23 protein-coding genes and 1 tRNA gene are annotated in these 25516 nt (G+C 67.9%); 11 read left to right on the forward strand and 13 right to left on the reverse strand.

The annotated features are described in order from the left end of the window. Position 1 precedes the first annotated feature (1 nt). Positions 2–1156, reverse strand: a complete 1155-nt coding sequence (locus tag M3C25_RS01470; protein WP_259854671.1) for a CaiB/BaiF CoA transferase family protein — start codon at positions 1154–1156, stop codon at positions 2–4. 419 nt (positions 1157–1575) lie between these two features. Here M3C25_RS01470 and M3C25_RS01475 point away from each other — a divergent pair, with 419 nt between their 5' ends. Beyond that, positions 1576–2643 carry a glutathione S-transferase family protein gene (locus M3C25_RS01475; RefSeq protein ID WP_259854672.1) on the forward strand — a complete coding sequence of 356 codons (1068 nt, stop codon included), beginning with the start codon at positions 1576–1578 and terminating at the stop codon, positions 2641–2643. Between the two features lie 56 nt (positions 2644–2699). On the opposite strand, the gene M3C25_RS01480 is transcribed toward M3C25_RS01475, so the two are convergent. The 6 genes from M3C25_RS01480 to paaA are packed head-to-tail and all read right to left on the reverse strand — an operon-like array spanning position 2700 to position 7648. Beyond that, positions 2700–3521 carry an enoyl-CoA hydratase/isomerase family protein gene (locus M3C25_RS01480; RefSeq protein WP_259854673.1) on the reverse strand — a complete coding sequence of 274 codons (822 nt, stop codon included), beginning with the start codon at positions 3519–3521 and terminating at the stop codon, positions 2700–2702. A gap of 60 nt (positions 3522–3581) precedes the next feature. Beyond that, positions 3582–4754: a 1,2-phenylacetyl-CoA epoxidase subunit PaaE gene (gene paaE / locus M3C25_RS01485; protein ID WP_259854674.1), complete on the reverse strand. Its 1173-nt coding sequence runs from the start codon at positions 4752–4754 to the stop codon at positions 3582–3584. Further along, entirely contained in the window at positions 4754–5359 is a 606-nt protein-coding gene (gene paaD / locus M3C25_RS01490) for a 1,2-phenylacetyl-CoA epoxidase subunit PaaD (protein WP_259854675.1), read from the reverse strand. The genes paaE and paaD overlap by 1 nt, the downstream gene beginning before the upstream one ends. 15 nt (positions 5360–5374) lie before the next feature. After that, on the reverse strand, positions 5375–6304 hold the full coding sequence (paaC, locus tag M3C25_RS01495) for a 1,2-phenylacetyl-CoA epoxidase subunit PaaC (RefSeq protein WP_259854676.1): 930 nt from the start codon (positions 6302–6304) through the stop codon (positions 5375–5377). Beyond that, a complete protein-coding gene (gene paaB / locus M3C25_RS01500; RefSeq protein WP_259854677.1) occupies positions 6301–6636 on the reverse strand; it encodes a 1,2-phenylacetyl-CoA epoxidase subunit PaaB in 336 nt (111 codons plus the stop codon). Before paaB ends, paaC begins: the two co-directional genes overlap by 4 nt. 1 nt (position 6637) lies before the next feature. Further along, complete coding sequence (paaA, locus tag M3C25_RS01505) at positions 6638–7648, reverse strand: 1,2-phenylacetyl-CoA epoxidase subunit PaaA (protein WP_259854678.1); 1011 nt, start codon at positions 7646–7648, stop codon at positions 6638–6640. Between the two features lie 195 nt (positions 7649–7843). On the opposite strand from paaA, the gene paaI reads away from it, so the two are divergent. From paaI to M3C25_RS01520, 3 genes are all read left to right on the forward strand, one after another. Further along, positions 7844–8290 carry a hydroxyphenylacetyl-CoA thioesterase PaaI gene (gene paaI, locus M3C25_RS01510; RefSeq protein WP_259854679.1) on the forward strand — a complete coding sequence of 149 codons (447 nt, stop codon included), beginning with the start codon at positions 7844–7846 and terminating at the stop codon, positions 8288–8290. 54 nt (positions 8291–8344) lie between these two features. Further along, positions 8345–9715, forward strand: a complete 1371-nt coding sequence (paaK, locus tag M3C25_RS01515; RefSeq protein ID WP_375545086.1) for a phenylacetate--CoA ligase PaaK — start codon at positions 8345–8347, stop codon at positions 9713–9715. Between the two features lie 72 nt (positions 9716–9787). Further along, the gene (locus M3C25_RS01520) at positions 9788–10393 is read left to right on the forward strand and encodes a TetR/AcrR family transcriptional regulator (protein WP_175293465.1); all 606 of its coding nucleotides are present in this window, start codon (positions 9788–9790) and stop codon (positions 10391–10393) included. Between the two features lie 46 nt (positions 10394–10439). Here M3C25_RS01520 and M3C25_RS01525 read toward each other — a convergent pair whose 3' ends face one another. The 3 genes from M3C25_RS01525 to paaZ form a co-directional block, all read right to left on the reverse strand. After that, positions 10440–11423 (reverse strand): zeta toxin family protein, encoded by a 984-nt coding sequence (locus M3C25_RS01525; protein WP_259800229.1) that lies wholly within the window; start codon positions 11421–11423, stop codon positions 10440–10442. After that, positions 11423–11701: a hypothetical protein gene (locus tag M3C25_RS01530; RefSeq protein WP_259800230.1), complete on the reverse strand. Its 279-nt coding sequence runs from the start codon at positions 11699–11701 to the stop codon at positions 11423–11425. The genes M3C25_RS01525 and M3C25_RS01530 overlap by 1 nt, the downstream gene beginning before the upstream one ends. Positions 11702–11826: 125 nt before the next feature. Next, positions 11827–13917, reverse strand: coding sequence for a phenylacetic acid degradation bifunctional protein PaaZ (gene paaZ, locus M3C25_RS01535; protein WP_259854680.1), 2091 nt, complete (start codon positions 13915–13917; stop codon positions 11827–11829). Between the two features lie 134 nt (positions 13918–14051). On the opposite strand from paaZ, the gene M3C25_RS01540 reads away from it, so the two are divergent. The 6 genes from M3C25_RS01540 to M3C25_RS01565 all read left to right on the forward strand — a co-directional run bounded on the left by M3C25_RS01540 (position 14052) and on the right by M3C25_RS01565 (position 21102). Further along, entirely contained in the window at positions 14052–14504 is a 453-nt protein-coding gene (locus M3C25_RS01540; protein WP_165884162.1) for an Lrp/AsnC family transcriptional regulator, read from the forward strand. Between the two features lie 238 nt (positions 14505–14742). Continuing rightward, positions 14743–15855, forward strand: a complete 1113-nt coding sequence (gene pdhA, locus M3C25_RS01545; protein WP_259854681.1) for a pyruvate dehydrogenase (acetyl-transferring) E1 component subunit alpha — start codon at positions 14743–14745, stop codon at positions 15853–15855. Continuing rightward, positions 15852–16877, forward strand: a complete 1026-nt coding sequence (locus M3C25_RS01550) for an alpha-ketoacid dehydrogenase subunit beta (RefSeq protein ID WP_259854682.1) — start codon at positions 15852–15854, stop codon at positions 16875–16877. The genes pdhA and M3C25_RS01550 overlap by 4 nt, the downstream gene beginning before the upstream one ends. Continuing rightward, a complete protein-coding gene (locus tag M3C25_RS01555) occupies positions 16874–18367 on the forward strand; it encodes a dihydrolipoamide acetyltransferase family protein (RefSeq protein ID WP_259845420.1) in 1494 nt (497 codons plus the stop codon). Before M3C25_RS01550 ends, M3C25_RS01555 begins: the two co-directional genes overlap by 4 nt. 301 nt (positions 18368–18668) lie before the next feature. Continuing rightward, complete coding sequence (locus tag M3C25_RS01560) at positions 18669–19883, forward strand: M20 metallopeptidase family protein (RefSeq protein WP_259854684.1); 1215 nt, start codon at positions 18669–18671, stop codon at positions 19881–19883. A gap of 37 nt (positions 19884–19920) precedes the next feature. Further along, positions 19921–21102 (forward strand): hypothetical protein, encoded by a 1182-nt coding sequence (locus M3C25_RS01565; protein WP_259832830.1) that lies wholly within the window; start codon positions 19921–19923, stop codon positions 21100–21102. A gap of 5 nt (positions 21103–21107) precedes the next feature. Here M3C25_RS01565 and selB read toward each other — a convergent pair whose 3' ends face one another. From selB to M3C25_RS01580, 3 genes are all read right to left on the reverse strand, one after another. Next, positions 21108–22916, reverse strand: coding sequence for a selenocysteine-specific translation elongation factor (gene selB / locus M3C25_RS01570; RefSeq protein ID WP_259854686.1), 1809 nt, complete (start codon positions 22914–22916; stop codon positions 21108–21110). Beyond that, positions 22913–24265 (reverse strand): L-seryl-tRNA(Sec) selenium transferase, encoded by a 1353-nt coding sequence (gene selA, locus M3C25_RS01575; protein ID WP_259845432.1) that lies wholly within the window; start codon positions 24263–24265, stop codon positions 22913–22915. The genes selB and selA overlap by 4 nt, the downstream gene beginning before the upstream one ends. Before the next feature lie 21 nt (positions 24266–24286). Next, positions 24287–24381: transfer RNA gene (locus M3C25_RS01580), tRNA-Sec, on the reverse strand. Between the two features lie 34 nt (positions 24382–24415). Between M3C25_RS01580 and selD the strand changes: the two genes are divergently transcribed. After that, on the forward strand, positions 24416–25465 hold the full coding sequence (gene selD, locus M3C25_RS01585; RefSeq protein WP_375545087.1) for a selenide, water dikinase SelD: 1050 nt from the start codon (positions 24416–24418) through the stop codon (positions 25463–25465). Positions 25466–25516 lie beyond the last annotated feature (51 nt).

Raw genomic sequence — 25516 nt, forward strand, 5'->3', positions numbered from 1 at the left:
CTCACTCCTCGTCAGTCGGGTTCGCGGCAGCGGTCAGGGCGTCGTTGTGCTCACCGAGCTGCGGGACCGGCAGGTCGGTCGCCGCTCTGGTTCCGTCGACAAGCAGGGGGTGGGCGATGAAGCCGTGCCCGAGGCGGGGGTCGCGGGCGTGCAGATCGCGTTCGGTTCCGAGGTCGCTCGTCAGTGCTTCGGCCATGTTCCACACTGGGGAGGCCGGCACGCCTGCGGCGTCGAGCAGCGCGCACATGTCTGCGACAGTGCGCGAGGCGGAGACCCCTTCGATCTCGTTGCGCAGGGCCTCGTCATTGGCGCTGCGGTCGGCGTCGGTGGCGAAGCGGGGGTCGTCGGCGAGTTCGGGCTTGCCGAGTGCCTCGGCGAGCACGGCGAAGAGCCGGTCATTGGCCACCGCGATGACGAACAGGCCGTCGCTGGCTTCATAGGTGTCGAAGGGCGACGACACCGGGTGCCGGTTGCCCACCCGCGTGGGGGCGGTGTTCGTGGCGGCGTACATAGCGGAGTTCGTCGGCTGCATGGCGAGCATGACGTCGAACATCGGGATGTCGATGTGGGCAGGAGCCCCGGTGCGCTCACGGCGCACGAGCGCTGCGGAGATCCCGAAAGCGGCGAAGACGCCGGCGGAGACATCGGCGATCGATTCGCCGACGCGGGTCGGCGGGCCGTCGGCGAAGCCGGTGGTGGCCATGAGCCCGGAGAGCGCTTGGATCACGGTGTCGTAGGCCGGACGCTTCGTCTGGCTGCCCGTCTGGCCGAACCCGGAGATCGAGGCGTAGACGATATCGGGTTTGATCGCTGCGACGTCGTCGTAGGACAGGCCGAGCTTGGCGGCGACGCCGGGCCGGAAGTTCTCAACGACGACGTCACAGGTCGTGATGAAGTCGCGCAGCCGCTTAAGGCTTTCGGGGTCTTTGAGGTCGGCTTCGATGCTGTGCTTGCCGTGATTGAGGCCAGAGAAATAGGTGCTCTGCGCGTCGATGAACGGACCAAGATGCCGGGAGTCATCACCACGGCCGGGCATTTCGATCTTGAACACCTCGGCGCCGTGGTCGGCGAGCATGCGGGTGCAGTACGGGCCTGCCAGCACACGGGAGAAGTCGGCGATCCGAATGCCGTCGAGAAGCGGAGGTGATGCAGTCATAGGCATATGTTCACTGCTGCACACGAAGCCTGGGAAGACATGCCTGCGGTGAATAGTCCAGCATGTCGGACACGCAGTGGTCGGCGCCACATATGCCGCTCAAGCCCGCAGACCTCGCCAGCAAAATCCCTGAGCTGCAAATGGCTGCCCGGCCATGACGGGCCGCCCGCCGACAGCAGGCCGCCCGCTAAGGGCGGAGCCGCCGGCGGCAGCAGAGCGGCACCGCCGCAGACAGAGATGCACCAGGGAAACCCATGCCGGAGTAGTGAAATGCATGGGCTTCCCTGGTGCGGCAACCTCACTCCACGATCCACTCTAGCACCTAAGGTTAGGCTTACCTATAGAGCTGAGAGAAAAAGGTCGTGACGTCAGTCACCATATGATTTAAATTTAAATTATATGATGGTAAAGTTGGGTGTATGTCTGAGAACCCCGTCCCCCGCGATCACCGCGGCACCCAGTCTGATGAGAATCCCGAGCACTCGACTGCCGGCGTCTATGTCTCCGAGGGCAAGGCGTTCACCCGGGATATGAACTACATCGACGACCGCATCGTCGCCGACCCGCAGACAGCTGAGAAGTCCCACCCCGATCAGCAGCTGTGGCCCGTTGAGGCCGGCCGCTACCGGCTCGCGGCCGCCCGGGCCTGCCCGTGGGCCAACCGCACGCTCATCGTCCGGCGGCTGCTCGGCCTCGAGGACGCGCTCTCGCTCGCCTTGGCAGGGCCGACCCATGACGAGCGGTCGTGGACCTTCGACCTTGACCCCGGCGGAGTGGATCCGGTGCTCGGCATCGAACGACTTCAGCAGGCGTACTTCGCCCGCTACCCGGACTACCCGCGCGGCATCACGGTGCCGGCGATCGTCGAGATCGACAGCGGCCAGGTCGTGACCAATGACTTCAACCAGATGACCCTCGACTTCTCGACCGAGTGGACCGCCCACCACCGCGACGGTGCCCCTGACCTGTACCCGGAGGCACAGCGGGAGGAGATGGACGAGCTCATGCGCTGGGTGTTCACCGAGGTCAACAACGGCGTCTACCAGTGCGGGTTCGCCGGCTCCCAGGCGGCCTATGACGAGGCCTTCGAGCGGCTGTTCTCCGCACTCGACACGCTTGAAGCCCGCCTGCAGGACCAGCGGTTCCTCATGGGTGCAGCGATCACCGAGGCCGATGTCCGCCTGTTCACCACGCTCGCCCGCTTCGACGTCGTGTACTACTCGCACTTCAAGTGCAACCGCCAGCAGCTGCGCGACTTCCCGAACCTGTGGGCCTACGCCCGCGACCTGTTCCAGATGCCCGGCTTCGGCGACACGGTCGACTTCCAGCAGATCAAGGACCATTACTACATCGTCCAGACGTCGGTGAACCCGACCGGCATCGTCCCGCTCGGCCCGGACACCTCCGGCTGGCACACCGCCCACGGCCGCGAATCGCTCAGCGACCGTCCGTGGGGTGAGGGCACCGCCCCCGAACCGATCAGCTGAGGCAGTCGCTCGGCTGAGGCGAGCCCTGAGCTGCGGCAGTCCCTGAGCTGAGCCGCTCAGCCGAACGTCGGCTTGCGGCGCTCCTGGAAGGCGGTGAATCCCTCGCGATAGTCATCGCTGGTGCGGGCGCGCTCCTGCAAGAACGCCTCGGTGTCCCACACCTGGCCCAGGCGGGTGCGCTCATCGGCGAGGTTCTGGGTGAAGTGCTTCTCCATCCGGAACGTCTCGGCAGGACCTGTGGCCATCTTCGCGGCCTTGGCGCGGGCGAAGTCGAGCAGCTCACCGGCGGGGACCGCACGTGAGACGACCCCGGTGGCCGCCGCCTCGCTGCCGGTCATGAAGTCGCCGGTGAGGATCAAGTCCATGGTGCGGTGGTAGCCGAGCCGGTCGAGGAACACGGCGTGGGCGCCGGAGTCGAGGATCGCGCCGATCGCGGCGAACGGCGAGCCGAACTTCGCATCCTCAGCCGCGTAGATGACATCGGCAGCTGCAGCCAGCCCGTAGCCCAGACCCAGGGCTGCGCCCTGCACGACGGCGATGACCGGGATCTCGAGCGAGCGGATGGTGTCGAAGACCGGCCAGAAGTCGCTGTTGAGGAACTCGTAGGCGTCATCGGTCTCGACGTCGACGCCTGCGATGTCACGGCCGGAGCAGAACACCGTGCCCTCTCCGCGCAGGATGAGCGCGCGCACGGCCCCTTCGTCGATGAGCGGCAGCAGCGCCTCGACGTGGTCGAGCAGCGCACCGAGGGCATCGGCATCAAGCGCGTTGCGCGAGGCGGCGCCGTCAAGCACGATCTCAGCGACCGGCCCGATGGCTTCGGCCGGCGCGCTCGTCGTGTCCTCGGGGTTGGAGTGGGTTGAGGTGATGGTCGTCATCGGGTTCCTTTCAGCCCTGCGGGGATCTGCCTGCGGCGCCCGTTCCAGCCGCCGGTGCTCTCACTGGTCGTAGTCGACTTCGACGCTGTCGCTGGTGGGCACCGACTGGCAGGTGAGCACATAACCGGCATCAAGCTCATCGGGTTCGAGCGCGTAGTTATCGGCCATGTCGACGGTGCCGGTGATGAGCTTGGCCTTGCAGGTGCCGCACACCCCGCCGGCGCACGCGTACGGCACGTCGGGCCGGGTGGTGAGTGCGGTCGAAAGGATCGTGTCGGGGTTGTCCTGCGGGGTGGTGGCCTTGCCGGTGCGGCCGTCGAGGGTGAAGGTCACGGTGCGCACCGGTCCCGAGGTGGTGGTCGCCCGGCGCGGCCTGCGCGGACCTGAGCGGCCCTCGCCCTCCCTGCCGGTGGTGAAGAGCTCGAAGTGGATCCGTGAGCGGTCGACGTCGTGGGCGTCAAGCGTGGTGCGGGCCATCTCGACCAGGGGCAGGGGGCCGCAGAGGAACCATTCGTCGACGGTCTCAGGCGGGATGACGAGTTCGAGCAGCCGCTTGAGCTTGTCCTCATCGATCCGCCCGGAGTACAGCTCGGCGCTGCGCCCTTCGCCGGAGAGGAAGTGGTGGACGTCGAAGCGGCCCATGTGGGCGTCTTTGAGGTCGGCGAGGTCTTCTAAGAACATGACGTCGGTGCTCGTGCGGTTGCCGTAGATGAGCGTGAAGTGCACTCCCGGGTGGGTGCGCAGCACCGAGGCGGCCAGCGACATCACCGGGGTGATGCCTGAGCCTGCGGCGATCGCGACGATGCGGCCGGTGTCGGTCTTCGTCAGCCGGGAGGTGAAGCTGCCCTGCGGGTTCATCACTGCGATCGTGTCGCCGATGGCCAGGTCGTTGCGCACGTGGGTGGAGAACAGTCCGTCGGCGACTTCCTTGACGCCGATGCGCAGGGTCTTGCCGTCCGGAGGTGCGCAGAGTGAGTAGCTGCGGCGGATCTCGGTGCCGTCGATGGTGGTCCGCAGCGCGATGTGCTGGCCGGGGATGTAGGAGAACTCCTCGGCGAGCTCCTCAGGCACCGCGAAGCTGACTTCGACGGCGGTGGCGGTGAGTTCGCGGATGCCGTTGACCTTGAGGTCGTAAAAGCGCAGCCGCTGCCGAGGCGGTGGCGCGGTCTCAGGGGCCGGTGCGGTGGGATTCTCGGCCGGGCTGGGGTTCTCGGTGTCAGAGGCTGCGGTCATCAGTGCACCTTGAAGTAGTCGAAGGGCTCGAGGCAGTCACTGCAGCGGTAGAGCGCTTTGCAGGCTGTCGAGCCGAAACGGGAGAGTTCGGTGGTGTTGAGCGAGTGGCACAGCGGGCACTTGACAGCCATGCTCAGCCCGATCGGGCCGGCAGCGGCCTTGCCGGTCGGCGGAGCGATGCCGTAGGCGTCGAGTTTGGCCCTGCCCTCCTCGCTCATCCAGTCGGTCGTCCAGGCCGGTGAGAAGACGAGTTCGACATCGACCTCGGTGGCACCGGCGGCGCGCGCGGCGCGCTGCACATCGACCTGGATCGTCTCCATCGCCGGGCAGCCGGAGTAGGTCGGGGTGATGACGACGTGGGCGCGCAGACCGGCGTCCTCGCCAGTCCCCTGGCCTTCGCCGGTCTCCTGGCTCTCGCCGGTCTCCTGGCTCTCGCCGGTCTCGTTCGCCTCGCCGGCGGATTCGACCTCAACGGAGCGCAGGATCCCAAGATCCTCGATCGTCAGCACCGGGATCTCCGGATCGCACACAGCGCGGACGGCGCGCACGATCGCCTCGGCGGTCTCGGCCGGTTCGGTCGTCGAGGCGGCGGTGTCTGTGGCCATCACGATCGGTCCTCCTCACCAGGTGGCGCCGGGATGCTGGCGGGCGAGCACCTGCATCTCGGCGAGGATGTAGCCCAGGTGCGGTGAGTGCAGGCCGAAGCGTCCCTGCCCGCGGGCTGGCGGGATCTCCGGGACGCTCAGCGTCGCGGTCTCAAGGATCTCGGCCAGCCGGGCGTCGAACTCCTCTCGCAGGCCAGCCGCACTCACGGCCACTCCGGAGTCGATGAGGTCTACGCACGGGCTGTCGTCGAACAGCTCGTCGACATACGGCCACATCATCTCCAGGCCGGCCTGCATGCGGCGGTGGGATTCCTCGGTGCCATCCCCCAGGCGCACGGTCCACATGCTGGCGTGTTCGACGTGGTAGTCGACTTCCTTGATCGACTTCGCCGCCACTGCGGCGAGGAACTCGTCGGTCGAGTCGAGCAGGCTGCGGTAGAGCAGCTGCTGGTACAGGCTGGTGAGCAGCACGTTGGCGATCGTCTGCCCGAAGTCACCGTTGGGCTGTTCGACGAGGGCGCAGGAGCGGAACTCGGACTCGTCGCGGAAGTAGGCGAGTTCGTCCTCGGTCTTGTCCAGGCCGCGGCCGGCGTACTGCAGGAACATGCGCGCAGCCCCGAGCTGGTCGAGGGCGATGTTCGTCAGCGCGATGTCCTCTTCGAGCTCGGGTCCCTTGGCGACGAGCTCCCCGAGCCGCTGGGCAGTGATGAGCGCGTCATCGCCGAGCATGAGGGCATAGCGGGCGACGTCTTCGCTCGGCACGGAGGTGATCGTCGCGGTCAGCGGGACTCCTGCGCCGGGCAGCAGCGGGTCGACTTCGAGTTCGTCGCCGATCGTCGGCATGCCCTGGGCTGCCGGCTGGACAGCCGGTGCCGGTTCGACGGTCTCGTAGTCCTCGGGTGCGTGCTCCGTTGCTTCGGGAGTGGGGTTGGTCTCGGTGCTCACAGGTGCGGCACCCCCTCGGCGCGGGAGTAGAAGGTCGGGTGGCGGTAGACCTTGTCGGCGGCCGGTTCGAAGTAGGAGTCCTTCGAGTCCGGTTCCGAGGCGGTGATCTGCTCGCTCGGCACGACCCACAGTGACACGCCTTCGCTGCGGCGGGTGTAGAGGTCGCGGGCGTTGGCCAGGGCCATGCGCGCGTCAGCGGCGTGCAGGGAGCCGGCGTGGACGTGGGAGAGGCCGCGGTTGGAGCGGATGAAGACCTCCCACAGCGGCCAGCCACCGGTCGGCGTGCCATTGGTGGTGTTCTCCGTGCCCGAGGCGGTGGTCGGGTTGGTCATATCAGCTGGCCTCCTGGTAGGCGTCGGCGGCGCGACGGGACTGCTTGGCGGCGTACGCGGTGGCGGCTTCGCGCACCCATGCGCCGTTCTCGTGCGCGGCCTTGCGGTTGGCGATGCGCAAGTGGTTGCACGGTCCGCGGCCCTTGAGGACCTCCTTGAACTCCGTCCAGTCGATCTCGCCGAAGTCGTAGTGGCCGCGCTCGTCGTTCCACTTCAGGTCCGGATCCGGCAGGGTCAGGCCGAGGACCTCGGACTGCGGGACGGTCATGTCGACGAAGCGCTGGCGCAGCTCGTCGTTGGAGAAGCGCTTGATCTTCCAGGCCATCGACTGTGCCGAGTTCGGCGAGTCGGCATCCGGTGGGCCGAACATCATGAGCGAGGGCCACCACCAGCGGTTGACGGCGTCCTGGGCCATGGCCTTCTGCGCCTCGGTGCCGTGGGAGAGTTCGTAGAGGATCTCGAAGCCCTGGCGCTGGTGGAAGGACTCTTCCTTGCAGATGCGCACCATCGATCGGGCGTACGGGCCGTAGGAGGCGCGGCACAGCGGCACCTGGTTGCAGATCGCGGCGCCGTCGACGAGCCAGCCGATCGCGCCCATGTCCGCCCAGGTGGGAGTGGGGTAGTTGAAGATCGAGGAGTAGCGGGCGGTGCCTTCGATGAGCTGCTCGGTCATGGTGTCGCGGTCGATGCCAAGCGTCTCGGCGGCCGAGTAGAGGTACAGGCCGTGGCCGGCTTCGTCCTGGACCTTGGCCATGAGGATCGACTTGCGCTTCAGGCTCGGGGCGCGGGTGATCCAGTTGCCCTCGGGCTGCATGCCGATGATCTCGGAGTGGGCGTGCTGGCCGATCTGCCTGATGAGGGTCTTGCGGTAGGCATCGGGCATCCAGTCGCGCGGCTCGATCCGGCCTTCAGCGGCGATCCGGGCGTCGAATTCGGCCTGTGCCTCGGTGGTGTCGGGCTGGCCGTCCTGGTTGGGCACGGCAGTGGGTGCCGGGCGGTCTGCGGTGTGCATCGTTGCTCCTCTGCAGATCAGAATTACTGACCATTTGTTCAGATAATAGTAACCGGTGTGACGTGGGCCTCGCAAGAAGAAAATCTGTGCGCATTCCGAGATGTTCGGTCAGTGCGGTTGACAGCACAGTCCTTGAGGGTGGACATTTAATGACCAAATGGTCGTTTAATCGCCGCGTGCTCAAGGAGGAGCCCCATGACCGACACCCAGCCCGCTTCCCACCTCATCGGCGGACAGGAGCACACCGGCCCCGAGGCGATGTACGCCAACGATCTGGCCTCCCGCCACCTCGGGATCACCCTCGATGACCACGGCGACGGTCACGCGACCTGCTCGATGACGGTGACCGAGACGATGGTCAACGGCCACGGCATCACCCACGGCGGCTACGTCTTCCTCTTCGCCGACACGACCTTCGCAATGACCTGCAACTCCATCGGCTCGGTGACCGTCGCCTCGGGCGGGGACATCACCTTCCTGCGCCCGAGCCGCACCGGTGACACGCTCACCGCCCACGGCAGGCGGGTGGCCGCCACCGGACGCTCGGGCATCTACGACGTCGAGGTGTTCCGCGGCGAGGAGCTCATCGCCGTCTACCGCGGCCGCTCCCGCACCCTGCCGGCACCACCCACCGACCGCTGACCCACCCCAACCGACCCGCTCCCCCTGCCGCTGAGACGAAGGAGTCCTCACCTCATGGCCGACCCCACCGCCCCCTCCACGACCACCGCCTCGGGAACGGGTGCCCAGCGGCACCTCGGGCAGACACCGGACCCGCAGACCCTCGATCCCGAGGAGCGGATGAGCCTTGATGAGCTGCGCGCCCTGCAGCTCGAACGGCTCAAGGCCAGTGTCCGCCACGCCTATGAGAACGTGGAGCACTATCGGCGCTCGTTCGCCGCGGCCGATGTGCACCCCGATGACATTCAGAGCCTGGGGGACCTGCAGAAGCTGCCCTTCACCCGCAAGTCCGATCTGCGCGACAACTACCCCTTCGGAATGTTCGCTGTGCCCCGCGACCAGGTCGCCCGCATCCACGCATCCTCGGGCACCACCGGCAAGCCGACAGTCGTGGGCTACACGAACGACGACATCAACTGCTGGTCGGCGCTCATGGGCCGGTCGCTGCGGGCCGCCGGCGCCCGGCCGGGTCAGATGCTGCACAACGCCTATGGCTACGGCCTGTTCACCGGCGGGCTCGGGGTGCACACCGGTGCGGAGCGCTCCGGTTACACCGTCGTGCCGATCTCCGGCGGGCAGACCCCGCGCCAGGTGCAGCTCATCCAGGACTTCCAGCCCGAGATCATCACCTCGACGCCGACCTACCTGCTCACGATCGCCGACGAGTTCGCCCGGCAGGGCATCGACCCGGCCGAGACCTCGCTCAGGACCGCGGTGTGCGGTGCCGAACCGTGGACCGATGGGATGCGCCGGGAGATCGAGCGGACCTTCGGCCTCGACGCCGTCGACATCTACGGCCTGTCCGAGGTGATGGGCCCAGGTGTGGCGATGGAGTGCGCGGAGACGAAGGACGGCCCGACGATCTGGGAGGACCACTTCTACCCGGAGATCGTCGATCCGTTCACCGGCGAGGTGCTGCCCGACGGCACCGAAGGCGAGCTCGTCTTCACCTCGCTGACCAAGCAGGCCACCCCGATCATCCGCTACCGCACCCACGATCTGGCCAGCCTGCTGCCGGGCACCGCGCGGCCGGCGTTCCGGCGGATGTCGCGGATCACCGGACGCTCCGATGACCTCATCATCATCCGCGGCGTCAACCTCTACCCGGCACAGGTCGAAGAGGTCATCTTCGACTTCGAGCAGCTCAGCCCGCACTTCCAGCTCGTCCTCACCCGCCCGGGCCGCATGGATGAGCTCACCATCGAGGTCGAGGCGCGCCCGGACCTGCCGACGAGCGCCTGGCAGGCACTCGAGCGTCGGCTCGCCGCGCGGCTCAAAGAGACGGTCGGGGTGACCTCGACGGTCATCATCGTCCACCCCGATACGCTGCAGCGTTCGGTCGGCAAGCTCAAGCGCATCATCGACCGTCGCGAGGACATTCGATAGGCAGATGCGGCAGGGCGGTCGCGGTGTGCTCGCCGCGGCCGCGCAGCTGCTCTTTCGCCCTAAGATGGTGGGATGACTGTGCAGACGGGGACACCGCGCCGGCGCGGCCGGCCCGGATACGACCGCGAAACGCTCATCGAGCGCTCCATCGAGATCTTCAACGAGCGCGGTTATCACGGCACATCGATGGACGCACTCGCCCGCGAGCTCGGGATCACGAAATCGGCGATCTACCATCATGTCGGCTCGAAGGAAGACCTCCTGGAGCAGGCCATCGCCCAGGGCCTCAATCAGCTCTTCGCCGTCATCGACTCCCAGGACGCCCGCACCGAGATCTCTGCCGAAGAGCGGCTGCGTGCGGTCATCCGCGGCAGCGTCGAGGTGCTCATCACCTACCGCGACTCCGTCGCCCTGCTGCTGCGGGTGCGCGGCACCTCGGCTGCGGAACGCCGGGCACTTGAAAAGCGCCGCGAAATCGATGAGCGCACCCGCGCGCTCGTTGAGGCGGCGATTGCCGAAGGCTCCCTGCGCAGCGACATCGACCCCGGACTCATCACCCGCCTGCTCTTCGGGATGGTCAACTCGCTGACCGAGTGGTACCGGCCGCGCCCGGACCGCGACGCCGAAACCGTTGCGGATGCCGTGGCGACGATCGCCTTCGAGGGGCTGCGGGCGTAGTCAGCGTTGCTAGGCTCGGGCTGGACACGAACTCGACGCTGACCGGTCACTCCCCTGGTAGCGGCAATGTCGCCAGAAGATCTGCAGGAAGCATCTGACGCAGCACATCGTTACGCTCAGACTGCTGCTGAACGAAGCTCATCACTGGCGTGTTTCCGGTTTCGGTGAGCAGGTCGATCATCGACTGCGCATCGTGCTGCAGCCGAATGTAGGCACTGCCGGTTTCGGCTCCCAAATATGCCGGGCGTCCGACCGCCTTGGCAAAAGCCTCGGCGAATCGGAGGAGCCACAATCGAGCATCTTCAGCTGACAACGACTGTGCCTGGTGCTCACGGAATACTCGCTCGCACGCAACCGAATTCAGCCAGGAGCCATCCGCGCCTCGTTCATTTGTGTAAAGACGCCCGGAGCGAGAGAAGACATCCATGCGGCTGACGTGCGGAAGGGCTTCGAGTGCGTCGACGACATTCGCAGCCTCTGCAAGTGCGGACTCATGCGCGCTCGGAGGCGTCCATCGTCCGAGGTGGGGGTATCCGCGATCGAGTGAACGCTCCTCAGCAGACAGGCGCGAAACAGCTGGGGGTGTCGAAACCGCGACCACGTGCACTCGATAACCGGCTGACGCGAAACGCCGCACCGTCGCCGTCACCATCGCTGCGTCGCGGAAGGTTCCTTCCAGCAGGATCGAGTATCGATGCGATCTCCCGTACTCGAGCGCGCGCCGGACGAGGCCTCCTGACACCGGAGCAGTCTCGTTTGGCATGGCGAGCGGTTCTTCCAGCGCCAGATGCCTGTACGCCGGGTGAAACTCGCGCAGGTCGTCGCCGGTGATCTCGACAAGGTCCTCGCTGCGATACTCAGCGGTCACTGCGAACTGGGCGCGTGTCTTACCAGCGGCAGGCTGGCCACCGAGGAGTATGAGGATCGGATTCCGCCGCGGCCGGTGTCCGTCGAAAAGGTCGTTCTTGACGTCACGTACGAAGACGTGATCGAGCCACGCCTCCGACCCGACTTCGGCGCTGCCCTCCACTAGCCGACCAGCGCCTTGATCTGATCCTTCCAGGCTGCATCTTGGGCGATGAGGACGGCCCGGTCCTCTGGATCGAGCGCACGGACCTGCTGCTTGAGCAACCTGCGTCGCGACGCCCAGAATTCGCGGTCCTCCTCGGAAGCGGAAGAGTCGCGGCGGGCGAGAAACTCTGCTGAGAGGACCGACGATGTGTGCCGGGCAACGTCATACAACATCGCTGTCGAGATGCCCGCGTAACCGCTGACATCTGTTTGTTCTGATGCTGCGCTCTGAGACATGGTCGGCCTCCTATCTTCGATCCCATTCTAATGGGGTGGGTTCCCAGTCAGAACCTCGAAGCGACGACTCGATTGAATGTGCCGTGGCGCGGCTCGGGTCTCACCGATCCGAACGTTTTCGGCACTCAGCTCTTGCTCTTCCCGGCTTCCTTCTCGACCAGGGTGAGCACGTCGTAGGTGGCGACGATGTCGTCGTTCTGGTTCGTCACGAGCGCATCCCAGCGGACTTCGCCGTACTCATCGGTTTCGCGCGGGGTGATCTGCTTGGCGGTCAGCGTCACGGTCAGTGAATCACCCGGTGAAACCGGGGTGATGAAGCGCAGGTTCTCCAAGCCGTAGTTGGCCAGCACCGGGCCGGGCTCGGGCTTGACGAACAGGCCGGCGGCGAACGAGACGACGAGGTAGCCGTGCGCCACACGGCCGGGAAAGAACGGGTTGGCGGCAGCGGCCTCTTCATCGGTGTGGGCGTAGAAGGTGTCGCCGGTGAACTCGGCGAAGTGCTCGACGTCTTCGAGTGTCACCTCGCGCGGGCCGCCGACGATCGTGTCGCCGATGCGCAGCTCGCTTAAGTCCTTGCCGAAGGGGTGACCGCCCTCAGTCCGGCGGGCGGCTTCGGGCGTCCAGGTGCCGGTGATCGCAGTGAGCATATCAGGTGAGGCCTGGATGGCGGTGCGCTGCATGTAGTGCAGCACCGAGCGGATGCCGCCGAGCTCCTCTCCCCCGCCGGCGCGGCCGGGCCCGCCGTGCACCAGGGTGGGCAGCGGTGAGCCGTGGCCGGTCGATTCCTTGGCGTCGTCGCGGTCGAGCACGAGGATCCGGCCGTGCCAGGGCGCGGTGCCGAGGACGACCTCGCGGACGACCTCGGGGTCGTGGCTGACGACCGAGCCGACGAGCGAACCGCGGCCGCGGGCAGCGATCTCAACAGCCTCGGAAAGCGAGCTGTAGGGCACGAGCGTGGCGACCGGGCCGAAGGCCTCGACGTCGTGGACGGCATCGACGTGAGCGGCGGCCTTGAGCAGGGTCGGGGGCACGAACGCACGTGAAGCCGACCCCTCCCCCGATGCGCCGGCCGCCTCGCCGCCGCACACTACCTCTGCGCCGGCGGCTGTCAGGGTGCCGATCGCCTCACGCACATCGTCAGCCTGGTCAGCGGAGACGAGCGGGCCCATGCGGGTCGCCTCGTCGTGCGGGCTGCCGACGGTGATTCCGGCGAGCTTGCCGGCCACCGCCTCGGCGACGGCGTCGAGGTGCTCGGCGGGCACGAGCGCACGGCGGATGGCGGTGCACTTCTGGCCGGCCTTGGCGGTCATCTCGGTGACAAGTTGGCGGACGTAGAGGTCGAACTCCTCGCTGCCGGGACCGGCGTCGGGACCGAGGAGGGAGAAGTTGAGCGAGTCGGCTTCGGCGAAGAAGCGGGTGCCGCGCTCGGTCACGCAGGCATGGGAGGCGAGCGTCCGGGCGGTGGTCGCCGAGCCGGTGAAGGCGATGGTGTCCTGTTCGCTGAGGTGGTCGAAGAGGTCGCCGGTCGACCCGCAGATGAGCTGCAGGGCGCCTTCGGGCAGCAGGCCGGAGTCGATGATATCGGTGACGACGGCGTGGGTGAGGTGGGCGCCGTTGGTGGCCGGCTTGACGATGACCGGCTGGCCGGCGGCGAACATCGGCCCGAACTTCTCCAGCATCCCCCAGACGGGGAAGTTGAAGGCGTTGATCTGCACAGACACTCCAGGACGGGCGGTGCAGATGTGCTGGCCGGCGAATGTCTGGCGCTTCGCCAGGTGCTCGACACCACCGTCAAGGTAGACGGTCGAGTTCGGCATCTGCCGGCGGGCGACAGAGGAGTAGGAGAACAGCGTCGAGATGCCGCCGTCGATGTCGATGAGGCCATCGCGGGCGGTCGCGCCGGTGGTCAGTGAGATCGCGTGGTAGCGGTCGCGGCGCTCGTTGAGGTAGGTGGCCAGGGCCTTGAGGATGACGCCGCGCTGGTGGAAGGTCAGCGCACGCACGGCCGGCCCGCCGGTGTCGCGGGCGTGGGCGACGACGGCTGAGAAGTCGATGCCCGCAGACGACACGCCGGCCAGTGCGGTGCCGGTGGCCGGGTCGCAGATCGTGCGTACGTGCGGCTGAGATCCTTGCGAAGTGTCGTCGGCCGTCCCCGAGATGTCGGCGGCGGGGGCAGTCCATGTCCCGCAGGCGTAGGAGGTGAGGATTTCGGTCATGGCGGCTCCTAAGATCGACGTCGTCGTCGTGCCCGCCGCTGGGTGCGCGGGCAGCGCTTTTCATACTAACCGTTCGGTCAGTTATTGTCATGGGTACTAAGCTGTTGGCCAATCCGGACGGGAGGAGTCTGCACATGGCGCGTGACATCGATGACATCGACCGCCGGATCATCGCCGCCCTCGTCGCCGACTCCCGCTCGTCGATCCGGCAGCTGGCCGAGCGCGTGCACATCTCCCGCTCCGCCGCCCATTCCCGGCTCAACGCCCTCATCGAATCCGGTGCCATCCGCCGCTTCACCGCCGATATCGACAAGGCCGCCCTCGGCATGACCGTCTCGGCTGTCGTCGTCGTCAAGATCGGCGAGCGCCCGTGGCCAGATGTCCGCGATGACCTGGCCGCCCTGCCGTTCGTCGAGAAGGTCCAGGCCGTCAGCGGTGATATCGACGCGCTGCTGACCGTCAACGCGCCGTCGAACACTGAGCTGTCCCAGGTGATCCTGCGGCAGGTGCACGAGATTCCCGGCATCGTCTCGACCCGCTCGCTGCTCGTCCTCGACGAAGTCGACGGGCACCGCCCCGGCAGCTGAGCGGACTTTTCACACCACCTAGCGGTCACCGCCGACCGGGCCCGCTTGACCCATCATGTCTAAAGCGCCCCGGTTCCGTTGCAGCCGTACGCAATCCGCCTCGGGCGTGGTGGACGAATGTCCCAGCACGCCTGAGTCTCCACGCGCGTTCGTCCGATAAAGCGCTGACGGTCGGCCACCCGTCTGGCAGTGACCCGGTCTGCTGGTACAGTGACCGCGATCACAGGACGATGGTTGCATGACTATCGACATTCCACGCTCTGCCGACGCCGCCAGGGAGGTGCCGTCGCTGCACCCGATCAGCTTCATCGACGAAGCCGGCCAGGTCACCGACGCCCAAGCACCCGACGGTCTGCGCATGCCCTCGGCTGACATGCTGCTCAAGCTCTACCGCCGGATGGTCATCGCCCGGCGCTTCGAAGCCCAGGTCACCGCGCTCACCCGCCAGGGACGTCTGGCAACCTACCCGTCGGCGGCCGGCCAGGAGGCCTGCGAGATCGGGGCGGTGTCTGCGCTCAAGGACACCGACTGGCTCTTCCCCACCTACCGCGACTCCGCCGCCCTGCTCACCCGCGGGATTCCGGTGCCGGAGATCCTCGCAGCCTTCCGCGGCGACTGGCACTGCGGCTTCGACCCCAACGCCCACCGCACCGCACCGGCAGCCACGCCGCTGGCCACCCAGGGCCCGCACGCCGCCGGCTTCGGCATGGCCGTCAAGCTGCGCGGTGAGGACACCGCGACGCTGACGTTCATGGGCGACGGCGCCACCAGCGAGGGCGATGCGCACGAGGCGTTCAACTTCGCTGCCGTGTGGCAGACCCCGACGGTGTTCTTCATCCAGAACAACCAGTACGCGATCTCGGTGCCGCTGCGCGAGCAGACGAACGCGACCCTGCTGGCGGACAAGGCGATCGGCTACGGCATGCCCGGCTACTGCGTCGACGGCAATGACGTCGCCGCCGTCTACGCCGTCGTCACCGCCGCGATCGACCGCGCCCGTGCCGGTAACGGCCCGACTCTGATCGAGGGCCTGACCTACCGCATCGAGGCGCACACGAACTCCGATGACCCGACCCGCTACCGCGACGGTGCGGAGGTCGACATCTGGAAGCGCCGGGATCCGATCGTGCGCCTGGAGTCCTATCTGCGCTCGACCGGTGCGCTTGATGACGGTTCGGTCGAGGCGATCGCCGCCGATGCCGAGGAGTTCGCCGCCGAGGTCCGCGATGCGATGAACACCGAAGCCGAGCGCAACCCGCTCGAGATCTTCGACCACGTCTACGCCCACGCCCGCCCGGCCCTGGCCGAGCAGCGCGCCCTGCTGGCTGCCGAGCTGGAAGAGGTGTCATGACTGCTGAGATGACCACCGCCTCGGGCACGGAGACCGAGGCGACCGCGCGCCCGGTGTCGATGACGACCGCGCTCAACACCGCGCTGCGCGATGCGCTGGCAGCCGATGACTCCGTCGTCGTCTACGGCGAGGACGTCGGCCGGCTCGGCGGTGTCTTCCGCGTCACCGACGGGCTGCGCGAGGAGTTCGGCGCTGAGCGCGTGTGGGACTCCCCGCTGGCCGAATCCGGGATCATCGGCACCGCTGTCGGCATGGCGATGGCCGGGATGCGCCCGGTCGTCGAGATGCAGTTCGACGCCTTCTCCTACCCGGCGTTCGAGCAGATCGTGTCGCATGTGGCCAAGATGCGCAATCGCACCCGTGGGCAGGTCGAGCTGCCGATCGTCATCCGCATCCCGTGTGCTGGCGACATCGGCGGTGTCGAACACCACTCGGATTCCTCGGAAGCCTACTGGTGCGCCACCCCGGGTCTGACTGTCGTCACCCCGTCGAACCCGGCTGATGCGTATTCGATGCTGCGGGAGGCGATCGACAGCCCGGATCCGATCATCTTCATGGAGCCGAAGTCCCGCTACTGGTCGAAGGACACACTGACCCTGCCGGTGCAGACCGCCTCCATGTATAAGGCGCAGGTCGTGCGTGAGGGCACCGATGTCACGCTGCTGTCCTACGGCCCGACCGTGCGCACCGCGCTCGCCACCGCTGAGGCCGGTGCCGAGGAGGGCGTCTCGATCGAGGTCATCGACCTGCGCAGCCTCTCCCCCTTCGACGATGCCACCGTCGCCGCCTCAGTTGCGAAGACCTCACGCGCTGCTGTCCTGCATGAGGCCGCCCAGTTCTGCGGTTACGGCGCCGAGGTGGCAGCCCGGGTGACTGAACGCTGCTTCACCTCGCTGGCCGCCCCGGTGCTGCGCATCACCGGCTTCGACGTGCCGTTCCCGGCCCCGAAGCTCGAGGAGTTCTACCTGCCGACACCCGACCGCATCCTCGATGCCCTGGACACCTGGGAGTGGGAGCTGTGACCGCCACACACACGAGCACCGGCCAGGACTTCATCCTCCCGGATTTGGGCGAGGGGCTGACCGAGGCCGAGGTGGTGAGCTGGAAGGTCGAAGTCGGTGACACTGTCGCCATCGACGAGATCGTCGCCGAAGTCGAATCCGCCAAAAGCGTCGTCGACCTTCCCTGCCCCTATGCCGGTGTCGTCACCGCCCTGCACTTCGCTGAGGGCGACACCGTCCACGCCGGCCAGGCGATCCTGACGATCGGCGGCGAACACGGCAACGCTGGAGGCGGCGCCGCGGACAGCGCTGGGGGCGGCGCCGCGGATGGCGATGCTGCTGACGGTGCGGGGCCAGCCGGCGGCGAGGACGTCGTGCCCGGCACGGCACTGCGCTCCACCGACGGCGATGACGCGCCTCCCGGTCCCGGCGCGGAGAGCGAAGGCTCCGGTGCTGTGCTCATCGGCTACGGCACCAGGGAGGTCTCCGGTGCCAAGCGCTCCGGCCGCCGCAGCTTCGGCAGGAAGACCGGCCAGCAGGCCGCCCAGGAGCAGCCAGCCGCCCAAGCCCCGGCCGCGCTGGACACCGCACCCGCCTCGGCTGAGGCAACCGCCGCCGCGGGCGCGGGGAAGTTCTCCCGCGTCGTCTCACCGCTGGTGCGCAAGATGGCCGCCGACAACGGCTTCGTCGCCAAAGAGCTCACCGGCTCCGGACCCGGTGGCATGGTCATGCGCCGCGACGTCATGGACGAGATCGCCCGCCGCTCCGAAACCGGCACGCAGACAGGCGATACCGCGGCACCGGCTGCCACCGCCTCGGGTGCGGACACGGTCATCCCGCTGACCGGGCTGCGCAAGGTCGTCGCCGAACGGCTGTCCCGCTCGCGCCAGGAGGTCCCGGAGGCCACGATCTGGCTCGACGTTGACGCCACCGAGCTGCTGGCTGCCAAGAAGCAGCTCGAAGCCAAGCACGGCGAGAAGTTCTCGGTCATGTCGCTCGTCGCCCGGTTCGTCACCGCTGGCCTGCAGAAGTGGCCGATCCTCAACTCTTCTGTCGATGAGGCCGCCGGTGAGATCCGCGTGCACGCAGACGTCAACCTCGGGTTGGCCGCCGACACCCCGCGCGGGCTCATGGTCCCGGTCGTCCACGGTGCTGGCGGGATGACATTGCGGCAGCTGCGCGATGCGATCGGGGACAAGGTCGACAAGGCCTCAACCGGGCGCTTCGACCCCTCCGAACTGAGCGGCGGGACGTTCACGCTGAACAACTACGGTGTGTTCGGAGTCGACGGCTCGGCCCCGATCATCAACCTGCCCGAAGTCGCGATGCTCGGCCTGGGCCGGATCAAGGAGCGGCCGTGGGTGGTCGACGGTGAGCTGACGGTGCGCAAGGTGATGTACCTGTCGTTCGTGTTCGACCACCGGGTGTGCGATGGCCGTGAGCCCAGCGAGTTCATCACGTTCATCGCCGACTGCATCGAGAATCCCATCAGCTTCTTAGCTGATATCTGAGCTCGACCGGCCGCCAGCTCACAGGCGAATTGCTGGCCGCAGATCGTGGCGTGCCCGCGCGCATAAGAGCACGGCTGGGCCCCGGTCGGAGATACACGCGATCTCCGACCGGGGCTTTGTGCTGCCGAGGCAGCGCCGTGGCCTGAAGAGATGGCAGCCGTGCTGCGTACGAGGCTGTCGTCTCGCTGGGCGGACGGCACTTCGGGACGAGGACCTTTCAGCGATAGCCTGCGCAACACGCATCGCCGCGTGGACATATGTCGTTACGCGGCCGGTGCTCGCCCCGATGAACAGGAGCAGCATGACGCCAGCCGCACCCCTCCCCGACTTCGCAGCCGAAGCCCGGGGCCTATCCGACGATCTTATTGCGCTGCGGCGCGACCTCCACCGCAACCCCGAGATCGGCAACGACCTTCCCGCCACCCAGGCACGCGTGCTCGCAGCACTCGACGGCCTGCCGCTGGAGATCACGACCGGCCGGTCGCTGACGTCCATCACCGCTGTGCTGCGCGGCGCCCGCCCCGGCCCGACCGTGCTGCTGCGCGGTGACATGGACGCACTGCCGGTCGATGAGGAGACCGGGCTCGACTTCGCATCCACCAACGGTGCGATGCATGCCTGTGGCCACGACCTCCACACCGCCGGTCTCGTCGGCGCAGCCCGGCTGTTGTGCGCCCACCAGGATGAACTGGCCGGCAGCGTCATCTTCATGTTCCAGCCCGGTGAAGAAGGTCCCGGCGGGGCAGGGCCGATGATCGACGAGGGTGTGCTCGATGCTGCCGGGGCGCGTGCGGACGCGGCGTTCGGTGTTCACGTTCTGCCCGGCACCGCAGGTGTGTTTGCGATCCGTCCAGCGACAGCAATGGCCGGGTCCAACAGCCTGCGCGTGACGTTTAACGGGCAGGGCGGTCATGGTTCGATGCCGCACAATGCGATCGATCCGGTTCCGCCGCTCATCGAGTTCTGCAATGCCTTGCAGGTCATGATCACCCGCCGGTTCGACGTCTTCGACCCGGTCGTCGCCACGATCACCAACCTCAGCGCCGGTGAGGCGATCAACGTCATTCCGCCGAGCGCCTCGATGGGCGCTACGGTGCGCACGCTTTCGCGGGAGACGACCGATGCGTTCCCTGATGTGGTGGCGCCGCTGGCCGAAGCGATCGCGGCAGGTCACGGCTGCACTGCCGAGGTGTGCTGGGAGCGGACCTACCCGCCGACGATCAACGACCCCGCCCAGGCCAGATTCGCGCTCGACACTCTCACCGAAGCCTTCGGCAGCACCCGGGTTGTTCAACTGGACTCGCCGATCATGGGCTCTGAGGACTTCTCGCTGGTCCTCAACGAGGTGCCCGGCGCCTTCTACTTCCTGCAGGCAAGCCCACCGGAGGTCGATCCGGAGACGGCGGAGATGAACCATTCTCCGCGCGTGCTGTTCGATGACGGCGTCCTCGCCGACCAGGCTGCGTCTCTGGCCCACCTGGCCTTCACCCACAACGCCCGCAACGCCCGTAGCTGATCTCACCACCGACCGACCTCTCCCGGAAAGAGCTGTCATGGAACCCATCTTCGCCGCCGCAATCGTGCTGGCATTCATCGCTGTCGGTGAGCTCGTGTCCATCTGGTCAAAGGCCCGAGTGCCGGGCCTGCTGGTGGCGATGCTCGGCGCGTTCATCTTCGCGCAGCTCGGGCTCATCCCTGCCGATGTCATCGACCAGTCGATGCTGATGGAGATCTACGCAATCCTCGTGGTGCCGCTGCTGTTCCACATGGGCTCGCTCATTCCGCTGCCGACGATGATCCAACAGTGGCGGTCCGTCGTCATCGCGATCTGCGGCATGCTCGTGGCGGTGCTCATTCTCGCCGCTGTCGTGACTCCGCTGTTCAGCTTCGAGCACTTCGTCGCCGGTGCCGGTCCGCTGGCCGGCGGCATCGTCGCCACAGGTCTGACAACGGAGGGCCTTTCGAGTGCAGGAGTCGCCTCAGCAATCGTCATTCTGCCGTCACTGGTGCTGATGATGCAGTCGCTGCCGGCGATGCCACTGACGAACTTCCTGCTGCGCCGCTTCGCACTCAGCCTGCGCGACAGCGACGAACTGGACAGGCTCGCAGCGCAGTCGAAGACACGCCAGGAGGACGCCGCGACGGGCGGGGCGAAGAAGAAGCTCGTGACCCTGCCGCCGATACTGGCCAACAACGAGCTGTTCGTCCTGTTCCTCATCCTCGTCGGCGGCTCGCTCGCAACGCTGCTGGCCATCCCGACTCACATCCCGTCATCGATCCTCGGTCTGCTGCTGGGCATCATCTCCACGGCGATCGGGCTGACACCTGAGCGCAGCATGGAGAAGTCCTCCAGCTTCGGCATCGCAATGGCCGGTGTCGTCGCGATCGTCATGGCCCCGCTTCTGACCGCCTCGATGGCCGATGTCATCGCCGCCCTCCTGCCGATGGTCACGATCCTCATCATCGGCTGCGCCGGCATTCTGATCGGCGGGTTCATCGCCACCAAGCTGCTGCGCTGGAGGCCAGCACTCGGCATGTCCGTGGCGTTGACGGCGATGTACGGGTTCCCCGCCGACTACCTGCTGACCAACGAGGTCGCCCGCTCGGTCGGCCGCGACGAAGAGGAGCGCGAGAAGCTGCTCAATGCGATGCTGCCGCCCATGCTCGTCGGCGGATTCACGTCCGTCAGCGCCGGATCTGTAGCGATCGCCAGCGTGCTCGTCAGCTTCCTGTAACCGGCTCAGCGCACGACTTCGCGCAGGTTCCCGTCCAGCCGGCGGGTCCAGCCGCGGGAGTCGAGGTGTTCGAGCAGGGGGATCGCGACCCGGCGGGTGGTGCCGAGTGTCTGCCGCGCCTGGCTGGCGGTGAACGGCTGGCCGAGTGCGGCCAGCACGCGCATCGCCTGCGCCGGTGCACTCGGCAGCAGAACGACACCGTCGGCGATGCGGATGAGCCGACCGATGCGTTCGGCAGCGGCAAGTTCGCGTGGCCCGAGGCCCAGGCGGAAGAGGTCGTCTGCCTCCGGCGCCGCAAACGGCGTGGCCTTGAGCTGCCGCTCCAGTGCCCGGATGCTCTTCTCCGCCCGGCCCAGATCCGCCCGCTGCTGCAGCGGGCGGATGAGCCCGTCGCGCTGCCGGAGCCTGGCGGCTTCGATGACGGCATCGAGCAGCTCTGCGTGCGGCAGTTCGAGAGCATGCGCGGCAGCCTGGCGGCTGAGGCCTGGTGAGAGCGCATCGGTTCTGAGGTGGGCGGCGAGCAACTCCCGCAGGCGAGACGCCCAGGTGCGCACCGCCTCGGCGGTGGCCAGCCAGCCGCCGATCGCAACGACGCCTGCCGGCAGCCGGGCCCCAGCAAGCGGACCGGTGTCGAAACCGAAGCGCCGCAGCGTCTCCACGCGCACCGCCTGCCGGCGGGCGACCTCCGCCGCCAGCGACCCGCCAGCCGGCAGTTCGGCCAACGCCTCGGCACGCCTGCGCCCGGCCCCGCGGCGGGTCAGGGTCGGCGGGTCGAGGTCGAGGACCTGCACGCCGGCAACCACCATCTTCGCCCCGGAGTCGCGCAGCACCATTCGATCCCCGAGCTGCAGTGGCAGCGGCTGGCTCAGCTGCAGGCGCGCATGATCGGCATCGAAGGGCCGCAGCCTGGCCCCGACCGCAGCAGTGCCGATGTGGACGGTGATGTGCTCGCTGCCCTCATCGAGTGCCCCGCCTGAAGCCCAGCGCACATCGACGGTGTCGGTGATCCACCAGTCGGCGGAGATGAGCGCGTCCCCGCGGTGCACTTCGGTTGCCGGGATGCCGCGCAGGTTCAGTGCCGCCCGGCTCACCGGTTCCAGCACCTCTGTCTGCTGACCGCGGGACTGCAGCCCGCGGACGGTGACCTCACGCAGCCTGCTGGTCTCCTGCCCGATGAGCTGCAGCCGCTCACCTGCCCGCACCGTGCCGCCGGCGAGCGTGCCGGTGACGACGGTGCCCGACCCTGCGATCGTGAACGCCCGATCGATCCACAGGCGCAGCCGGGTGTGAGGATCCGGTTCCGGCAGCCCGGCAAGCACTCCGTCAAGAGCCCCGCGCACCTCGTCGAGTCCTTCACCGGTGACACCGGAGCAGGCGACGATCGGAGCGGCTGCCAATCCGGTGCCGCGCAGTTCGGCACGCGCCCGGGCCGTCACCTCCGGCACGGCGTCCGGGGCGCGGTCGCGGCGGGTGATGACGATCAGGCCAGCAGTGATGCCGAGAGCTGCAATCGCATCGCGGTGCTCGCTCGACTGCGCCTGCCAGCCCTCATCGGCGGCGATGACGAAGCAGACGACGGGGACGGGTCCGAGCCCTGCGAGCATATTGCTGACGTAGCGTTCGTGGCCGGGCACGTCGACGAAGGCGACCTGGCGGCCAGACGGCAGGGCCGTCCACGCGAAACCGAGGTCGATCGTCAGCCCGCGTTCGCGCTCCTCAGCCCACCGGTCGGGTTCGATTCCGGTCAGCGCACGCACGAGCGTCGATTTGCCGTGGTCGACGTGCCCGGCGGTGGCGATGACGAAGCTGCTCATCTGCCGTTCCCGAGGCGGTGACCGGCAGCTGTGATGGCATTCGCGAGTGCCCGGTCCTGGTCTGCGGGGATGCAGCGCAGGTCGATGAGGCAGCTGCCGTCATGCACGCGCGGCAAAACTGCCGTCTCGCCGGTACGCAGGACCGCAGCGAAGCTTTCGGGCAGAGCGAGCGCCCAGCCCGGCAGCGGCACGCCGGTGCCGCCACCGCCTCCCACCCGACCGTCATGTGCCACGACGGTGCCGCCGACCTGCGCTGCGAGCGCGTCGGTGCGGCGGCGAAGCTCAGCGGGGTCAGCGTGCAGCATCGCATGAACTGGGCTGGTGCCGGCACGCAGCGTGGCTTCGATGGCGGCGAGTGTGAGCTTGTCGGCACGCACCGCGCGAGCCAGCGGATGGCGGGCGAGCCGCGCGATCGTCTCGCCGGTGCCGAGGATGAGGCCGGCCTGCGGGCCGCCGAGAAGTTTGTCGCCGGATGCGATGACGGCATCGGCTCCGGCGGCCAGAGCCGCGTCGATGCTCGGCTCATCGGGCAGGACGCTGTCGGCTTCCAGCAGCCCGGAGCCGACGTCGACGATGAGCGGCACCGCATACTCCCGGCACAGTGCGGCCAGCTCACCGGTGGCCACACTGGCGGTGAAGCCGGTGAGGGCGAAGTTCGAGGGATGGACCTTGAGCACGCAGCCGGCACCGGCAGCCAGGGCCTGGGCGTAGTCCTCTGGGTGGGTGCGATTCGTGGTGCCGACTTCGCGCAGCTGTGTGCCGGCTGCGGTGATGAGGTCCGAGAGCCGGAATCCGGCGCCGATCTCGATGAACTCCCCGCGGCTGATGACGATCCCGCCGTGGCTGCAGTGATGATGGCCGTCGGTGACCGCTGCTGGTCCCCCGCCCAGTGCGGTGGCGGCCAGCAGCAGGGCGGCTGCGCCGTTGTTGACGATGAGGGCGTCATCGGCGTGCCGGCAGCGCGCCAGCAGCGCCGCCCGTGCGGCGGCCCCGCGACGAGAGCGGGCGCCGGAGGGCAGATCGAGTTCGACGTCGACGTATCCTGCGGCATCGGCAAGAGCCTGCCGGGCGGGTTCGCTCAGGGGTGCGCGGCCGAGGTTGGTGTGGATGATGACGCCGGTGGCGTTGAGCACCGGGGTCAGAGAGGAGGCCCGCTGGGAGCCAGCGGCTTCGAGCACGGCGTCGACCACCTCGGCGGCGGAGATCTCCCCGCGGCGGGCACGGTCCTGGGCGGCGCGCACGAGCCCGAGCACAACGCTGCGGCCGAGCGTCCGGCTGGCGGCGATGAGCTGCGGATGCTCCATCAGCCGGTCGGTGCGCGGGATGGCGCGGCGCGGGTCCTCCACGATCCTCCTTGATTCTCCAGCCTGTGGCGGAGGCGGACGGGAATCGAACCCGCCAGACCGAGATGCTCGGTCTCACCGGTTTTGAAGACCGGGGGGCCCACCAGGACCCGGACGCCTCCGCGCTCCAACCTACCACCGCCTATACTTGCGTCCATGGCAGAGATGGTTGCGCACTCGTCCTCACCTCGACTGACATCGCTGGCCGCCGGCGGCGGCTGTGCGTGCAAGATCCCGCCCGGCGAGCTCGAAGACGCACTCGCAGCGCTCACCGGACAGACCGGCCCTGATGTGCTCGTCGGCCTCGATGACGGCGATGATGCCGCAGCCGTGCAGATCCGCGGGGATCTGGCGGTGCTCTCTACAGCTGATTTCTTCACCCCGGTCGTCGACTCCGCCTACGACTGGGGGCGGATCGCTGCGGCGAATGCGCTCTCGGACATCTACGCGATGGGCGGGGTGCCGGTCGTGGCGATCAACCTCATCGGCTGGCCGCGCGAGGTGCTGCCGATGGAGCTCATGAGCGAGGTGCTCGCCGGCGGGGTCGCGGTCGCCGAGGAGGTCGGCTGCCCGGTCATCGGCGGGCATTCGATCACCGCCCCTGAACCGATCTACGGAATGGCCGTCACCGGGACCGCAGACCCGTCCCGGCTGCTGCGCAATGACGCCGCCGAAGCGGGGCTGCCGATCACGTTGACGAAACCGCTGGGCGTGGGAGTGCTGAACAATCGGCACAAGGCCACCGGCGAGGTGTTCGATGAGGCGATCGAGACGATGACGACACTCAATGCCACCGCCTCAGCTGCCGCACTCGAGGCCGAGGTCGCCGCCGCGACCGATGTCACCGGGTTCGGGCTGCTCGGGCATCTGCACAAGATGTGCCGGGCTTCCGGCATCGGGGCGGAGATCGACATGGCCGCCGTGCCGGTGCTCGATGCCGCGGTGCGCAGTCTGGCCGAGGGGTTTGTGCCCGGTGGGACGAGGCGCAACCTCGACTGGGTGCGCTCGGAGCTCGACGGCTCCCCTGCTGCCGACGGTTCCCGTTCGGTCGGCACACTTCAGGTGGGTGCCGGGGTGAGCGAGGAGGACGTGCTCATGCTCGCCGATGCGCAGACCTCCGGTGGGCTGCTCGTCGTCGGCGAGCTGCCCGGCCACCCGGTCATCGGCTTCACCCGCGCCGAGCCTGGCATCAGCATCCGGCGGTAGTGCGCACAGGCTGAGTGCCGCTGGCGTCCGGACGCATCAGAAGGGTCGGCG

Source organism: Brevibacterium luteolum, from assembly GCF_025147615.1.
Taxonomy (GTDB): Bacteria; Actinomycetota; Actinomycetes; order Actinomycetales; family Brevibacteriaceae; genus Brevibacterium; species Brevibacterium luteolum.